The sequence below is a fragment of the Pseudarthrobacter sp. NamE5 genome, from assembly GCF_005796225.1.
Classification (GTDB): Bacteria; Actinomycetota; Actinomycetes; order Actinomycetales; family Micrococcaceae; genus Arthrobacter.
In genome coordinates this window covers 127,776-141,229 of the sequence record NZ_VAHO01000001.1, presented here as the reverse complement: position 1 = coordinate 141,229, position 13,454 = coordinate 127,776, and the positions used below count along the sequence as shown (strand labels likewise).

Annotated in this window: 10 protein-coding genes and 1 pseudogene; 8 read left to right on the top strand and 3 right to left on the bottom strand. The window is 67.0% G+C overall.

The features are described from left to right. Positions 1–39: 39 nt before the first annotated feature. Both FDW84_RS01865 and FDW84_RS01860 read right to left on the bottom strand, forming a co-directional pair. Positions 40–876: an alpha/beta fold hydrolase gene (locus FDW84_RS01865; protein ID WP_138606006.1), complete on the bottom strand. Its 837-nt coding sequence runs from the start codon at positions 874–876 to the stop codon at positions 40–42. 78 nt (positions 877–954) lie between these two features. Next, complete coding sequence (locus tag FDW84_RS01860) at positions 955–1,635, bottom strand: TetR/AcrR family transcriptional regulator (protein ID WP_240721325.1); 681 nt, start codon at positions 1,633–1,635, stop codon at positions 955–957. A gap of 226 nt (positions 1,636–1,861) precedes the next feature. Here FDW84_RS01860 and FDW84_RS01855 point away from each other — a divergent pair, with 226 nt between their 5' ends. From FDW84_RS01855 to atzF, 5 genes are all read left to right on the top strand, one after another. Next, a complete protein-coding gene (locus tag FDW84_RS01855) occupies positions 1,862–3,364 on the top strand; it encodes an amino acid permease (protein ID WP_138606002.1) in 1,503 nt (500 codons plus the stop codon). A gap of 72 nt (positions 3,365–3,436) precedes the next feature. Beyond that, on the top strand, positions 3,437–4,321 hold the full coding sequence (locus tag FDW84_RS01850; protein WP_138606000.1) for an urea amidolyase associated protein UAAP1: 885 nt from the start codon (positions 3,437–3,439) through the stop codon (positions 4,319–4,321). Further along, entirely contained in the window at positions 4,318–4,995 is a 678-nt protein-coding gene (locus FDW84_RS01845; protein WP_138605998.1) for an urea amidolyase associated protein UAAP2, read from the top strand. The genes FDW84_RS01850 and FDW84_RS01845 overlap by 4 nt, the downstream gene beginning before the upstream one ends. Further along, positions 4,992–8,732 (top strand): urea carboxylase, encoded by a 3,741-nt coding sequence (gene uca / locus FDW84_RS01840; RefSeq protein WP_138605996.1) that lies wholly within the window; start codon positions 4,992–4,994, stop codon positions 8,730–8,732. Before FDW84_RS01845 ends, uca begins: the two co-directional genes overlap by 4 nt. Next, positions 8,729–10,576 carry an allophanate hydrolase gene (gene atzF / locus FDW84_RS01835; RefSeq protein WP_138605994.1) on the top strand — a complete coding sequence of 616 codons (1,848 nt, stop codon included), beginning with the start codon at positions 8,729–8,731 and terminating at the stop codon, positions 10,574–10,576. The genes uca and atzF overlap by 4 nt, the downstream gene beginning before the upstream one ends. 79 nt (positions 10,577–10,655) lie before the next feature. Here the strand turns inward: atzF and FDW84_RS01830 are convergent. Next, a pseudogene (locus FDW84_RS01830) lies at positions 10,656–11,150 on the bottom strand (alpha/beta fold hydrolase). A 55-nt stretch (positions 11,151–11,205) separates the two neighbouring features. Between FDW84_RS01830 and lysS the strand changes: the two are divergent. The 3 genes from lysS to FDW84_RS01815 all read left to right on the top strand — a co-directional run bounded on the left by lysS (position 11,206) and on the right by FDW84_RS01815 (position 13,386). Further along, positions 11,206–12,738 (top strand): lysine--tRNA ligase, encoded by a 1,533-nt coding sequence (lysS, locus tag FDW84_RS01825; RefSeq protein ID WP_138605992.1) that lies wholly within the window; start codon positions 11,206–11,208, stop codon positions 12,736–12,738. Between the two features lie 2 nt (positions 12,739–12,740). Continuing rightward, on the top strand, positions 12,741–12,920 hold the full coding sequence (locus FDW84_RS01820) for a hypothetical protein (protein WP_138605990.1): 180 nt from the start codon (positions 12,741–12,743) through the stop codon (positions 12,918–12,920). 133 nt (positions 12,921–13,053) lie between these two features. Then, positions 13,054–13,386 carry a histone-like nucleoid-structuring protein Lsr2 gene (locus FDW84_RS01815; RefSeq protein WP_138605987.1) on the top strand — a complete coding sequence of 111 codons (333 nt, stop codon included), beginning with the start codon at positions 13,054–13,056 and terminating at the stop codon, positions 13,384–13,386. The last annotated feature ends 68 nt before the right edge of the window (positions 13,387–13,454 follow it).

Sequence of the window (13,454 nt, the reverse complement as noted above, 5' to 3'; positions counted from 1 at the left end):
ATGAGCCCTCAAAACGACATTTGCTGCTACCTAGTTGGGTCAGCCGGCGAAGAAGTCCGCGAGCTCCTTGATGAGCCGGTCCGGGGCCTTGATGACACCGTCGTGGCCGTAACCGGGCAGGATGGTGTAGCTGGAGCCGGAAAGGACGTCGTGGATCTGGCCGCAGGCCACGCCAAAGTACGCCGGGCTTTTTTCGCCCACCACAATCAGCGTCTCCAGCGGCAGTTCCAGGAACGGTTCGGCCGGCATGTCGGCTGCGATGATCGCCTTGATTTCACGGACGCCGGTCCGCATCATCTCGCGCTGCTGTTTGCCCTCATGGGTGCCTGCCGTGAGCTTGTTGGCCAGGGTCAGCATGGACAGCGGCATCCGAGACGAGAAGGAGCCGCCAGCTTCCAGTCCGCGCTGCAGGACGGCGAGGGCGCGGTCGTCGTCCCCGGCTGCTGCGGCGTGCTCGTACTCGGCGATCCAGTCAGCTTTCACGCTGTGGTTGACGGAGACGGCGGGGTCGTAGACGGCAAGCCGCTCCACGGGGAGGGTGCGCGCCGCATGAAGTGCCACGGCGCCGCCGAAGCTGTGGCCGAACACGTCCGTGCTGGCGGTGTGCTTCATTACGGTCTTCAGGTCCCGGATGTCCACGTCCAGCGTGTAATCCTCCGGCTGCGGGGATGAGGAACCTCGGCCGCGGCGGTTGAACGTGTGCACTGGACGGCCCAGTGCCGCGCTGAGTTTTTGTGCGAACTTGGTGTAGTCGGCGGCGGTCACCATGGAGGGCGGGACAATGACAACGCCCGAACCGGCAAAAGCGAGTTCCGTGCCGGTGGAGAAGAGCTCCAGCGTGCCGCCGTCGGGGGTCCTGATGTTCTCACGCGTCATGTTCCGAGCCTAGCCGAGCAACCTGAACACAGTCTCCATGGACACCGCGGTGGCGGCGGGCCACATCCACGCAGTCTGTCAGCTGAGGCGGGCAATGAGTGCGGCGCTGTGCTCTCGGATGGCGGGCAATCCCTCGGCAAGCCCACACAGGATAAGTCCGGCGTCCGCGGCCTGCAGCGGCGATTCGGGTGTCATCAGGCCGTCGGCGCGAAGATTAATCAGGGATTCGACCAGCCGGAAGGTGAAGTCAGCACCGTTGCCGTCAGCAGCGGATCCCACGCTGGCCGAAGGCAGTCCGGCCCCCAGTCTTCCGTAGAGGCCGCGCAGTTCCTGCCGGCTGGCCAGGAATCCCGCGAACCGCGCGCTGCGGACCTCGGGCAGGTGGTAGAGGATTCCGAGGTTCCAGCGCGCGCTGCACAGTTGCGTCCCGTCGTAAACCGCGACGGCATGAAGCCGGCTTCCGGACGGTTCTTCCGCTGGTCCAGCCGCTGGCGGGAGGGCCGCCACGGTGCGGGCAAATTCCAGCCCGCCGGCTACGGTGCCTTCGAGGAGGTCCTCAAGGATATCGTCCTTGGTCTTGAAGTGGTGGTAGAGGGACGACTGCCGGATTCCTACGGCGTCGGCAATGGACCTGGTTGAGGTGTTGGCGAAGCCCTGGGTGGTGAAAAGCTCAGCCGCGGCATCCAGGATTTCATCACGGGCGGTGGCCCCGGGCCTGGAGGGCTGATGGGTGCGGGGTCGTCCCGGTCCTGAATTCACCGCATCATTCTTGCATTCCTGCCGGCCTCTCCCGAGCCCCTCACAAGAGGTGAGGGGACGGAAATAATCCGGAAACAAGATGTCCATACGCCTTTTACAGAAGCGAAACTCCCCGGGGACATCACGCTGGAAAACTATCAAGTGACCGGTATTCAACAGCTTTCGGCCGAGTGCTGCGTACCGGATGGCTCCACCCCTCACGCCGTTCCAGCCCCCGGAGAATCCGATGACTTCAACCGTTCTTCCCACCGTCCATGCGGACGATGCGGACCTGACGTCCCTTGGCTACGAGCCCACCCTGCACCGCAAGCTTGGCCGCTACGCTTCCTTTGCCGCAGGCTTTTCCTTCGTCTCCATCCTCACCACCATCTTCCAGCTGTTCGCGTTCGGCTACTCCTTCGCGGGGCCGGCCTTCTTCTGGACCTGGCCGGTGGTCCTCGTGGGCCAGTTGCTGGTGGCGCTGAACTTCGCTGAGCTCGCCGCCCGCTACCCGCTGTCCGGTGCCGTCTACCAGTGGGCGCGGCGGGTGGGCGGAGAAGGCGTGGGCTGGTTTGCCGGCTGGTTCATGGCGATCGCCCAGGTGGTCACCGCCGCGGCTGCCGCCATAGCCCTGCAGGTGGTGCTGCCCCAGCTGTGGGACGGTTTCCAGCTGGTGGGCGGCGACCCCGCGCTGAACACAGTGACCGGCGCTGCCAACGCGGTGATCCTCGGCGCCGTGCTCCTGGTGGCCACCACCATCATCAACTCACTAGGCGTCAAACTCATGGCGCACGTCAACTCCGTCGGCGTCACCTGCGAAATCGTGGGCGTTGTGGCCGTCATCCTGGCACTCGTCAGCGCGGCCCAGCGGGGTCCGGACGTCGTAGCGGACACCGCCGTGCTCCAGACTTCGGAACTGGGTGCCGTGGGAGCGTTCCTGGTCTCCGGGCTCATGGCCGCCTACGTCATGGTCGGCTTCAACTCCGCCGGCGAACTCTCGGAGGAAACCAAGGACCCACGCCGCACGGCCCCCCGCACCATCCTTTCCGCCCTGCTCATCTCCGGCGTTGGCGGAGCGCTCATGATCATCACCGCCCTGATGGCCGCGCCCAGCCTCGATGACGGCCGGCTCGCCACCGAGGGCCTGCCCTACGTCCTCACCGCAGTCCTGGGCACCTTCTGGGGCAAGGTCCTGCTGGTGGACGTCGCCATTGCCATCTTCGTCTGCACGCTGGCCATCCAGACCGCCGGTTCACGGCTGGTGTTCTCCATGGCCCGGGACGGCAAGCTCCCCGCCTCGGCACTGCTTTCCTCAGTCCACCCTACCCGCGGCACTCCGATGTGGCCGTCAATCGTCATCGGCGCCCTCGCAGTGGGTGTGCTGGCCATCAACGTGGGCAACGCAGCCCTGTTCACCACTCTCTGCAGCGTCTGCATCGTCATGGTCTACCTTGCCTACCTCCTGGTCACTGTGCCGCAGCTGGTCAACCGCCTCCGGGGCGACTGGGACCGGGTAGGACAGACAATGCCTGCCGGGCTCTTCTCACTGGGGCGCTGGGGACTGCCCGTCAACGTCCTGGCCGTTCTTTACGGGGCCCTGATGGTGGTCAACCTGGCGTGGCCACGGCCGGAGGTCTACGACCCCTCCGGTGAGAACGGCATCCTCCTCTACTCCGCGCCGCTCATGGTGACCGTGGTCCTGCTCCTCGGCCTCTGGGTGCGCCGCCGGAACCTGGCCGCCCAGGCCTGAGCACACCTGCCCAGAAAGTTTTCCAACACCCTTCCGAACCAACACACGCTTCAAGACCAGTACAGGACCGACATGACACAAGTAACCGAAACTCCAGCAGCAGCCGGGACCGCCACCACCGCCGGTGCCCGTGCCCACGCAAGGGAACAGCACGGCAGGACCGCGAATACCATGCGGTACGTTCCGGCCGCTTCGGCCCCGGCGCCCCTTCTGGCAGGACTTCCCGACGGCGCCGCAGCTTCCGTCAGCTGGGCGGAATCGCTGGCCTTCGGCCGCTACGCCGTCATGACCCTGGCCCGTGGCACCAGGGTCAGGCTCACGGACACCTCCGGTGACGCCTGCGTCCATGCGTTGTTGTACCGGGCCGGTGCACCGTACGAGCGGCTCAACATTGCCGACACGGTCAAGGTCCCCTGGCAGGCCTACCCCGCGGCCGGCCACCCGCTGCTTTCCGACGCCGGCCGCCTGATGGCCACCATCGTGGCCGACACCTCATCCCGCCACGATCCACTCACCGGCGCCACTACGCTCGCCGGCAACACGGCACGCTACGGTGCAGGGTCCGTCCACAGTGCTTCTCCCGCTGCGCGGGAACTGCTCACCCTCGGCGCCCTTAAGACCGGTCTTGGCCCGTCCGACGTCGCGCCGTCGCTGTCCTTCTTCAAGGGCATCACCGTTGACCCTGCCGGCAGCATCACCTTCACCGGAAGTGCAGGCCCGGGCGCCGCCGTCGACCTTCTCCTCCAGATGGACGCGGTCCTGGTCCTCGCCAATACAGCACACCCGTTGGACCCTCGCCCGGACTTCACCGGCACCGCTGCCGACATCCTCTCCTGGCATGCGCCGCAGGATCTGGCAGCGCTGGAAGCGGGCACCCTCACGAGCCCCCTGGCTCCAGAACACCTGCAGGCACTGCACAACACCGAACACGACCTGACCGCAAGGAACGCCCGATGAACACTGCCGTTTACACCAACCCTGCCGCAGACGCCCGCGCCATTGCCCTCACCGCAGGCGAGGTGGTCCTGGATGAGTTCGTCGAGGCACGCGGCCCCTGGTCCGCCGTCGTCTCCGCCGGCGACGTGCTGACCATCGTTGACCTTGAGGGCAACCAGGCCGTGGATTGCCTGCTGTACGCTGCGGGTGACACCTCCGTCCGTTACTCAGCAGCCGCCACCATCGCCAGCCAGCAGTCGATCGTCCTGACAACGGGCTCGGTCCTGCGGGCGGAAACGGGAGCGCCGCTGATGACAGTCGTGGCCGACGAGGTGGGGGTGCACGACACCATCGGCGGCGCCTGCTCGCAGGAGTCCAACACGCTCCGCTACGGCCAGCACACCCGGGAACAGCACGCCTGCGTGGAGAATTTCCTGATTGAGGGTTCGCGCTGGGGCCTCGGGAAGCGGGACCTGGTGTCCAACATCAACTGGTTCATGAACGTGCCGGTTGACCCGGACGGCGCCCTGGGGATCGTTGACGGCCTGTCCGCTCCCGGCAAGCGGGTGGCGCTGCGCGCCGAGTTGGACACCCTGGTGCTGGTGTCCAACTGCCCGCAGATCAACAACCCGTGCAACGGCTTCAACCCCACCCCCGTCCGCATGATCGTCACCCGGCCGGAGGCTGCGCTGTGAACACCTTTGACACCCTGCTGATCGCAAACCGCGGCGAGATCGCCTGCCGCATCATCGAATCCGCCCGGAAGCTGGGACTCCGCACGGTGGCCGTCTTCTCCGAAGCGGACCGGGGCGCCAAGCACGTCCGGCTCGCAGACGAAGCGGTGCTCCTGGGGCCGGCTCCGGCGAAGGAGTCCTACCTCCGCGTGGAGGCGCTGCTCGAAGCCGCCAGGTCCACCGGGGCCGGCGCCATCCACCCCGGCTACGGATTCCTGTCCGAGGACGCGGACTTCGCCGAAGCCGTTGAAGCAGCCGGGCTGGTCTTTGTTGGCCCCACCCCCGAACAGCTGCGCACCTTTGGCACCAAGCACACAGCGCGCGATGCCGCACGCGCGGCCGGAGTGCCGATGATCGCCGGATCAGGGCTGCTTGAGGACGTGGACGCTGCCGTCGCGGCCGGCAAAGCCATTGGCTTCCCGTTGATGCTCAAGGCCACCGGCGGTGGCGGTGGGATCGGCATGACGGTCTGCCGCAACGAGGCCGAACTCGTGGAAAGCTTTCCCCGCGTTGCCCGCCTGGCCGGTGCCAGCTTCGGCACCGCAGGCGTTTTCGCAGAGCGCTACGTGGAAAACGCGCGGCACGTTGAGGTCCAGGTGTTCGGCGACGGCGGGGGCCGGGTGGTCAGCCTCGGTGACCGGGACTGCTCCCTGCAGCGCCGCCACCAGAAGGTCCTGGAAGAGGCCCCGGCTCCGGACCTGCCGGATGAACTGCGCGAAGAGCTGCACCGCAGCTCCCGTGCCCTCTGCGCCTCCCTTAACTACCGCTCGGCCGGTACGGTCGAGTTTGTCTATGATCCGGCCCGCCGCGAGGCATCCTTCCTGGAAGTCAACGCGCGTCTCCAGGTGGAGCACCCGGTCACCGAAGCCGTCACCGGCGTGGACCTGGTGGAGTGGATGCTCCGGCTGGCCCAAGGCGGGAGCGGCGCCGAAACCGTCCTCAAAGGCGTGCCGGACAGCCTGCCGGTTTCCGGCCATGCCGTGGAAGCCCGGGTCTACGCTGAGGATCCCGCCCGGAACTTCCAGCCCAGCGCCGGCACCGTGACCAATGCCGCCTATCCGGCCACGGCGGACGTCCGCGTGGACGCCTGGGCCGAAACCGGTACCGAGGTGTCCACCAACTACGACCCCCTCCTGGGCAAGATCATCACCTCCGGCGCCAACCGCACAGAAGCATTTGACCGGCTGTCCGCAGCGCTCGCCGGCACCCGGATCGACGGGATCGAAACCAACCTCGGCATGCTCCGCGCAGCCACCACGCTGGATGCGGTCCGCGGCGTCCGGCACTCCACCGGCACGCTGGACAATGTGGGGGATCCAGAGCCGCGGATCACCGTGGGCCGCCCGGGCCTGCAGACCAGCGTGCAGGACTGGCCCGGCCGAACGGGACTGTGGCAGATCGGTGTCCCGCCGAGCGGACCCATGGATGATCTGTCCTTCCGGCTCGGCAACACCGTCCTTGGCAACCCGGAAGGTGCCCCGGGCCTGGAATTCACCATGACCGGCCCAAGCCTGACGTTCACCCACCCCACCACCGTCTGCGTCACCGGTGCCGAGGCAACCGTGACAGTTGACGGGACTGAGGTGCCCAGCTGGGCGCCTGTCACGGTCCCCGCGGGCGGAACGCTCGACGTCGGCACGGCCGGCGGCAAGGGCCTGCGCGGTTACATCCTGTTCCAGGGCGGCCTGGACATTCCGGCGTACCTTGGCAGCGCCTCCACCTTCACCCTGGGGCAGTTCGGCGGCCACGCCGGGCGCGTCCTGCGCGCCGGCGACGTGCTCCGTGCAGTCACCCAAACTGGGGAGGCACCCACGGCAGCAGTGCCACTGGACAGCCGCCCCGCCCTGACCTCGGCCTGGGAACTGACCGTGGTGGAAGGGCCGCACGGCGCCCCGGAGTTCTTCCAGCGGGAGGACATCGAAGAGCTGTACGGCGCAGAGTACGAGGTCCACTTCAACTCGGCCCGCACCGGCGTCCGGCTCATCGGCCCCAAGCCGCGCTGGGCCCGGACCGACGGCGGCGAGGCCGGCCTGCACCCCTCCAACATCCACGACACCGCCTACTCAGTGGGAGCCCTGGACTTCACCGGAGACACTCCCATCCTGCTTGGTCCGGACGGCCCCAGCCTGGGAGGCTTTGTCTGCCCCGTCACCGTGGTGACGGCCGACCGCTGGAAGCTGGGCCAGCTCCGGCCGGGGGACAAGGTGCGGTTCGTGCCCATCACAGCCAGCCGGGCGCCGTCGGCCAAGGATCTGGGGCCGGGCCGGCAGCTGGTTCTGCCTGGCGACGCCGGCTGGTCCGGGGACCTTTCCGCCGTCACCGCCTCGGCGCCTGCGCTCCGTACCGCCCGCCGCGGAGATGGCGACGACGGCGTCCTGGGCCGGGTGCCGGAAGGTTCCGGGCGGCCTGCGGTCACCTACCGCCGCTCCGGCGACGACAACCTGCTGGTGGAGTACGGCGAGATGGTCCTGGACCTTGGGCTCCGCGCGCGCGTTCACGCCCTGCACCAGCACATCGAGCAGCTCCGGGTGCCGGGCATCGTGGACCTCACCCCGGGCATCCGGTCCCTGCAGATCAAGGTGGATCCGTCGGTCTTGTCCACGAACCGGCTCCTGGACCTGGTACAGGAAGTCGAGGCAGCGCTGCCGGCAAGTTCCGAGCTGGTGGTTCCCAGCCGCACCGTCCGGCTGCCGCTGTCCTGGGACGACCCCGCTACCCGCGAGGCCATCGAACGCTACATGGCAGGTGTCCGTGACGACGCCCCCTGGTGCCCCTGGAACATCGAATTCATCCGCAGGATCAATGGTTTGGACTCGGTTATTGACGTGTTCGACACCGTTTTTAACGCCGAATACCTGGTCCTGGGACTGGGCGATGTTTACCTCGGCGCCCCGGTGGCCACGCCGCTGGATCCGCGCCACCGCCTGGTCACCACTAAGTACAACCCGGCCCGCACCTGGACGCCCGAGAACGCCGTGGGCATCGGCGGTGCATACATGTGCATTTACGGCATGGAAGGCCCCGGGGGTTACCAGTTCGTTGGGCGCACCACCCAGGTCTGGTCCCGCTACGCTGACTCGGCCCCGTTCGAGCCCGGTTCGCCGTGGCTGCTCCGTTTCTTCGACCGGATCTCCTGGTACCCCGTCAGCCCAGAGGAACTCCTGGACCTCCGGGCTGACATGGCCGCTGGACGTGGCCGCGGCGTTGAGATCGAGGACGGCATCTTCTCGCTTGCCGAACACGAGGTATTCCTCGAGGAAAACCGCGAGTCGATTGCGGCCTTCCGGGAAAAGCAGGGGGCTGCCTTCGCCACTGAACGGCAGGCATGGGCGGACGCCGGCGAGTTTGACCGTGCCGACGCGCTGGCCGCCGTCGTGGCGCCCCCGGCAGACGAGGTAACGGTTCCGGACGGCGGGTCCCTCGTCTCGGCACCCTTCGCCGCGAGCGTCTGGAAGGTGGACGTGGCGGAAGGCGACCGGGTGGTCAAGGGCCAGCCGCTGGTGTCACTGGAGGCGATGAAGATGGAAACCGTGCTGGAGGCGCCCTGCGATGGCGTGGTGCTGCGGGTCCTGCCGGCCGCCGGCTCGCAGGTTGTTTCCGGAGAGGCCGTGGTGGTCCTCGGCGCCGGCGCAGAGCTGGAAAATACAGGAGCGGGGGACGGGCTGGAAGCAGCGGAACTCGAGGAGGCGGCAGTATGAACATGGAGACCCAGGGTGCCGCCACCAAGCGGGTCCAGGCTGCGCTCGCCGCCCTGGAGGCCATCGACCGCCCGGAAATCTGGATCACCCTCCGCGATGCTGACGGGCTGCTGACCGAGGCCGCGGCTATTGACACGGCAGTTGCCGGCGGCGCCGGCCTGCCGCTGGCCGGGCTCCTGCTCGCCGTCAAGAACAACGTCGACGTGGCAGGCATCCCGACCACGGCGGCGTGCCCCGGCTTTGCCTATGTCCCGGACAAGGACGCCGCGGCGGTGGCCCGGCTGCGCGCCGCCGGCGCCCTGGTCCTGGGCGCCGCCAACCTGGACCAGTTCGCCACCGGCCTGGTGGGAACGCGCAGCCCGTACGGTGCGGTCCGGGACTCCCGCCGTCCGGACTTCATTTCCGGCGGCTCCAGTTCCGGCTCGGCCGTGGCGGTGGCCCTGGGGCTCGTGGACATCGCCATTGGGACGGATACCGCCGGTTCGGGCCGCGTGCCTGCCGGGCTGCAGGGCATCGTGGGCATCAAGCCCACCCTCAATGTCGTGTCCACCGCCGGTGTGGTGCCGGCGTGCAGGTCCTGGGACGCGGTCACCATCTTCGCCCGTCAGCTCTCCACAGCGGAGCTTGCCATGGGCGTGATGGCTGGAGGAGCCCGGGCATGGCCTGCAGACATCCGGCTGGCAGCGCCGGAGAAGCCGCGCGTCGCCTACCCCGCAACCCTGCCGGCACTGCCGGAGGCCTGGGCTGCTGAATTCCGGCGCAACGTTGACAGGCTCAAGGACGCCGGCGTGGAGGCGGAACCCATTGACTTCAATTCCTTCCTCGAAGCGGCCCGGCTGCTGTACGACGGCGCGCTGGTAGCGGAGCGTTACGCCGCCGTCGGAGAGTTCCTGGAAAATGCCGACGGCGGTGTGGAGAGCCAGGCGGGCCTGGACCCTACCGTGGAGCGCATCATCCGGGCGGCAGGCGCAGTGCCCGCCCACCGGTACGTCGCTGACACCGGGCGCCTCGAGGCGTTGAAGCAGAAGGCGATGGCGGGGCTTGCAGGTTTTGATGCCCTGCTGATTCCCACGGCGCCGTTCCATCCCACTTTTGCCGAGGTGGCCGCGGATCCGGTGGGCGTGAACTCCCTGATGGGCACCTACACGAACTTCTGCAACCTGTTCGACCTGTGCGCCGTTGCCGTGCCGGCCGGAGAGGTGGACGGGTCCCAGTTCGGGCTGACCGTGGTGGGCCGGACGTTTGAGGACGCTGTTGCCGCCGACATCGCCCGCCTCCTGGAGGCAACTCCGGAAGCCCCGGCACTCTTTGCCCAGGGCGCGGCGCCGGCAGCGGCCCGCGCTGGTGCCGGCCCGTCGTCGTCCGCTCCCTGGCCAATCGCTGCAGGCGCCACCGCTGCTTCACTGGTGGTGGTGGGCGCACACCGCAAGGGGCAGCCGCTGGCCCACCAGCTCGAGGAACTCGGCGCCGCCTGGGACGGGGAGGTGCGGACCGCGGCGCGCTACCGCATGGTTTCCCTGGACACGGTGCCGCCCAAGCCGGGCGTGTACCGTTCGGACGACGGCGCGGAGCTGGTGGGGGAGCGGTGGCTCCTGTCACAGGCGGGGCTGGGCAGGTTCCTGGCCGCCCTGCCCGAACCCATGCTGCTGGGGGCGATCGAACTGGCCGACGGTTCCCGGGCCGTCGGCTTCGCCTGCGACGCCGTCGCAGCATCAGGAGGGGAGGACATCACGCGCTACGGCGACTGGCTGGCAGCCAAGGACCACCTGCCCCAGCCCAAAAGCCTGTGGCAGAACCTCGGGGACGTTGCCCTGGCCGGGTTCAGCAGGGGCGAGCGCACCTAACCCCCCTGCGTTCTTGTCCAGATACGCAGACTGCACGCGGTTTAAATCGGCATATCTGGACAAGAACTCCTAAAGGAAGTCAGCCCTTGAAGTACTCGGAGATGTCGGTGACCAGTTCGTCAATGGCTGCCGGGATGGAGCCGTGGAAACCCTTGGGCGAGAGCTCGTAGGTGCTGCCGGGGACCGCGGCGTGCAGCCGCTCCGGTTCACCTTGGTGCGGGACAGCAGGGCCATCAGCCCGGCCAGGACCGGTTCAGGGATTTTGGCTGTCGCCCAGGATGTTTCGCGCGCCGGTGGCGTCCAGGACTGTGCGGACGTCCGCGATCTCGGTCACCATGGAATAGTCCTCGGGCTGCTTCGAGGAGCTTCCGCGCCCGCGGCGGTCGTAGACGTCCACCGCCCAGCCAGCCCCAAGGCCCTCGGCCAGCGCCATCGAAAACGGCCGGTAGATCAGGGCGGTGAGGAACGCCCCGCCGATCAGCAGTACGCGGCGTTCCCCCGGCGCATCGCCGGTGCCGTAGCTGTACAAGGCCAGCCGGCCGCCGTCGTGCGTTGGAAGTGCCTGTTCTTTCACCACCCCGTCCCAGGCAGGAGCGGTGCGACCTCCCCGCCCGGTAAACTTGTGGATTGTGACTTCCCAAAACACCCCCTCGCCCAAAAACGCCCCGGAGCCGCTGGATGCCAGCGAGCAGATGCGGATCCGCATGGAGAAGCGCGCCAAACTCATCGAGCGCGGCGTAGAGGCGTACCCGGTGGGCGTGGAGCGGACGCACTCGCTCGCGGAGATCCGTGAGAAGTACGCCCACCTGCAGGCAGACGACACCACGGGTGACATCGTAGGCGTCACCGGCCGCGTGGTGTTCATCCGCAACACCGGAAAGCTGTGCTTCGCCACGCTCCAGGAGGGCGGCACGGATGGCAAGGGCACCCGCCTGCAGGCCATGCTTAGCCTGGCCAACATCGGCGAGGAGGCGCTCGCCGACTGGAAGGCACTGGTGGACCTTGGTGACCACGTGTTCATCAAGGGTGAGGTCCTCTCCTCCCGCCGCGGTGAACTGTCCATCATGGCTGACTCCTGGTCCATGGCTTCCAAGGCGCTGCGCCCGCTGCCGGTGCTGCACGCGGAGCTGAACGAGGAGACCCGCGTCCGCCAGCGCTACGTGGACCTGATGGTCAGGGACGAAGCCCGCGAAATGGTGTACACCCGCGCGGCCATCACCCGCTCCATCCGCGAGACACTCTTCCGCCACAACTACGTTGAGGTGGAGACCCCCATCCTGCAGCTGGTTCACGGCGGCGCCCTGGCGCGCCCGTTCGAGACCCACATGAACGCCTTCGACCAGAAGATGACCCTGCGTATCGCCACGGAGCTGTACCTCAAGCGTGCTGTGGTGGGCGGCATCGACCGCGTCTACGACATGGGCCGCGTGTTCCGCAACGAGGGCGTGGACTCCACCCACAGCCCCGAGTTCACCACCCTTGAGTGCTACGAGGCATGGGCCGACCAGTTTGTCATGGCCGAGCGGATCAAGGAGATCATCCTCGACGCCGCTGACGCAGTGGGTGCCGGGCGTGTCCTTCAGACCGAGGCAGGGGAGATCAACCTCGACGGCGAGTGGGCATGGCTTGCCGTTTACCCGGGGCTTTCCGACGCCGTTGGCCACGAAGTCACCCCGGATACTCCGCTGGAGGTGCTTCGCGGAATTGCCGAAAAGCACGAGGTCAAGGTGGACCCGAAGTGGGACGCTGAGAAGCTGGTTGTCGAGCTGTTCGGCGAGATTGTGGAACCAACGCTGCTGAACCCCACGTTTGTCTACGACTACCCGCCGTCCGCGCAGCCGCTGGCCCGCCCGCACCGCGAGGACGGCCGGCTCATCGAGGCCTGGGACCTAATCATCGGTGGCATGGAACGCGGCACCGCCTTCTCCGAACTGATCGACCCCGTCATCCAGCGCGAGCGGCTCACCGAGCAGTCACGCCACGCCGCTGCTGGTGACGACGAAGCGATGCAGCTGGATGAGGACTTCCTGCGCGCCCTCGAATACGGCGCTCCTCCGATGGGCGGAATCGGCCTGGGGATTGACAGGCTGGTGATGCTCTTCACCGGCGCCGGAATCCGTGAAACCATCCTCTTCCCGCTGCTTAAGCCCGAGGGCCACTGACCATGGAATACGTAGCTGTCCTCCTGCCTTCGATTGTGGTGGGTTTGCTGTTCTGGTTTGCCATGAAATCGATCTTTAACGCCGACAAAGCCGAGCGCCAGGCCGAAGCCCAGGCGCAGGCGGAGGCCGAATCCCGCGCCGCGTCAACGGCAGAGCACCCGGATTCGGAACCGAATAGATAAACCCGCAACTTTCCCCCTAATATCCACAGGAACCATTTGGCGCTTTGACGCGTTGCCATAAAGGGAGTCATACTTTTTAGGGAAACATCCTGCTTTTCTGAAAACCGAACCCTTTCCAAGAGGAAGGCCTTTAATGGCACAGAAAGTAAACATCATCCTCGTTGATGATCTGGATGGGGGATCCGCAGACGAGAATGTTAAGTTTGGCCTCGATGGGGTCAACTATGAGATTGATCTGTCAGCAGCAAACGCTGCTGAGCTCCGCTCTTCGCTGGAGCGTTTTGTTGCAGCAGCACGGAAAACTTCCGGCGGCCGCACCGCCACCCGCACTAAGGCAGCACCGGGTGGCCGCAGCCACGACTCTGCGCAGATTAGGCAATGGGCCCGCGAAAACGGCTACACGGTTAACAGCCGCGGCCGAATTCAGGCCGAAATCCAGGAAGCCTACCAAAAGGCAAATTCCTAGAAGTGCCCCAGGTCTCGTTAGGCCCTGCTTCCGGACGCCGGGAAGCAGGGCTTTTTCGTGCATGGACT

Coding starts and splice junctions, on each gene's coding strand:
- FDW84_RS01865 (WP_138606006.1), bottom strand. CDS start 876: ATGACGCGTGAGAACATCAGGACCCCCGACGGCGGCACGCTGGAGCTC.
- FDW84_RS01855 (WP_138606002.1), top strand. CDS start 1,862: ATGACTTCAACCGTTCTTCCCACCGTCCATGCGGACGATGCGGACCTG.
- FDW84_RS01820 (WP_138605990.1), top strand. CDS start 12,741: ATGGAATACGTAGCTGTCCTCCTGCCTTCGATTGTGGTGGGTTTGCTG.
- FDW84_RS01815 (WP_138605987.1), top strand. CDS start 13,054: ATGGCACAGAAAGTAAACATCATCCTCGTTGATGATCTGGATGGGGGA.
- FDW84_RS01845 (WP_138605998.1), top strand. CDS start 4,318: ATGAACACTGCCGTTTACACCAACCCTGCCGCAGACGCCCGCGCCATT.
- atzF (WP_138605994.1), top strand. CDS start 8,729: ATGAACATGGAGACCCAGGGTGCCGCCACCAAGCGGGTCCAGGCTGCG.
- FDW84_RS01850 (WP_138606000.1), top strand. CDS start 3,437: ATGACACAAGTAACCGAAACTCCAGCAGCAGCCGGGACCGCCACCACC.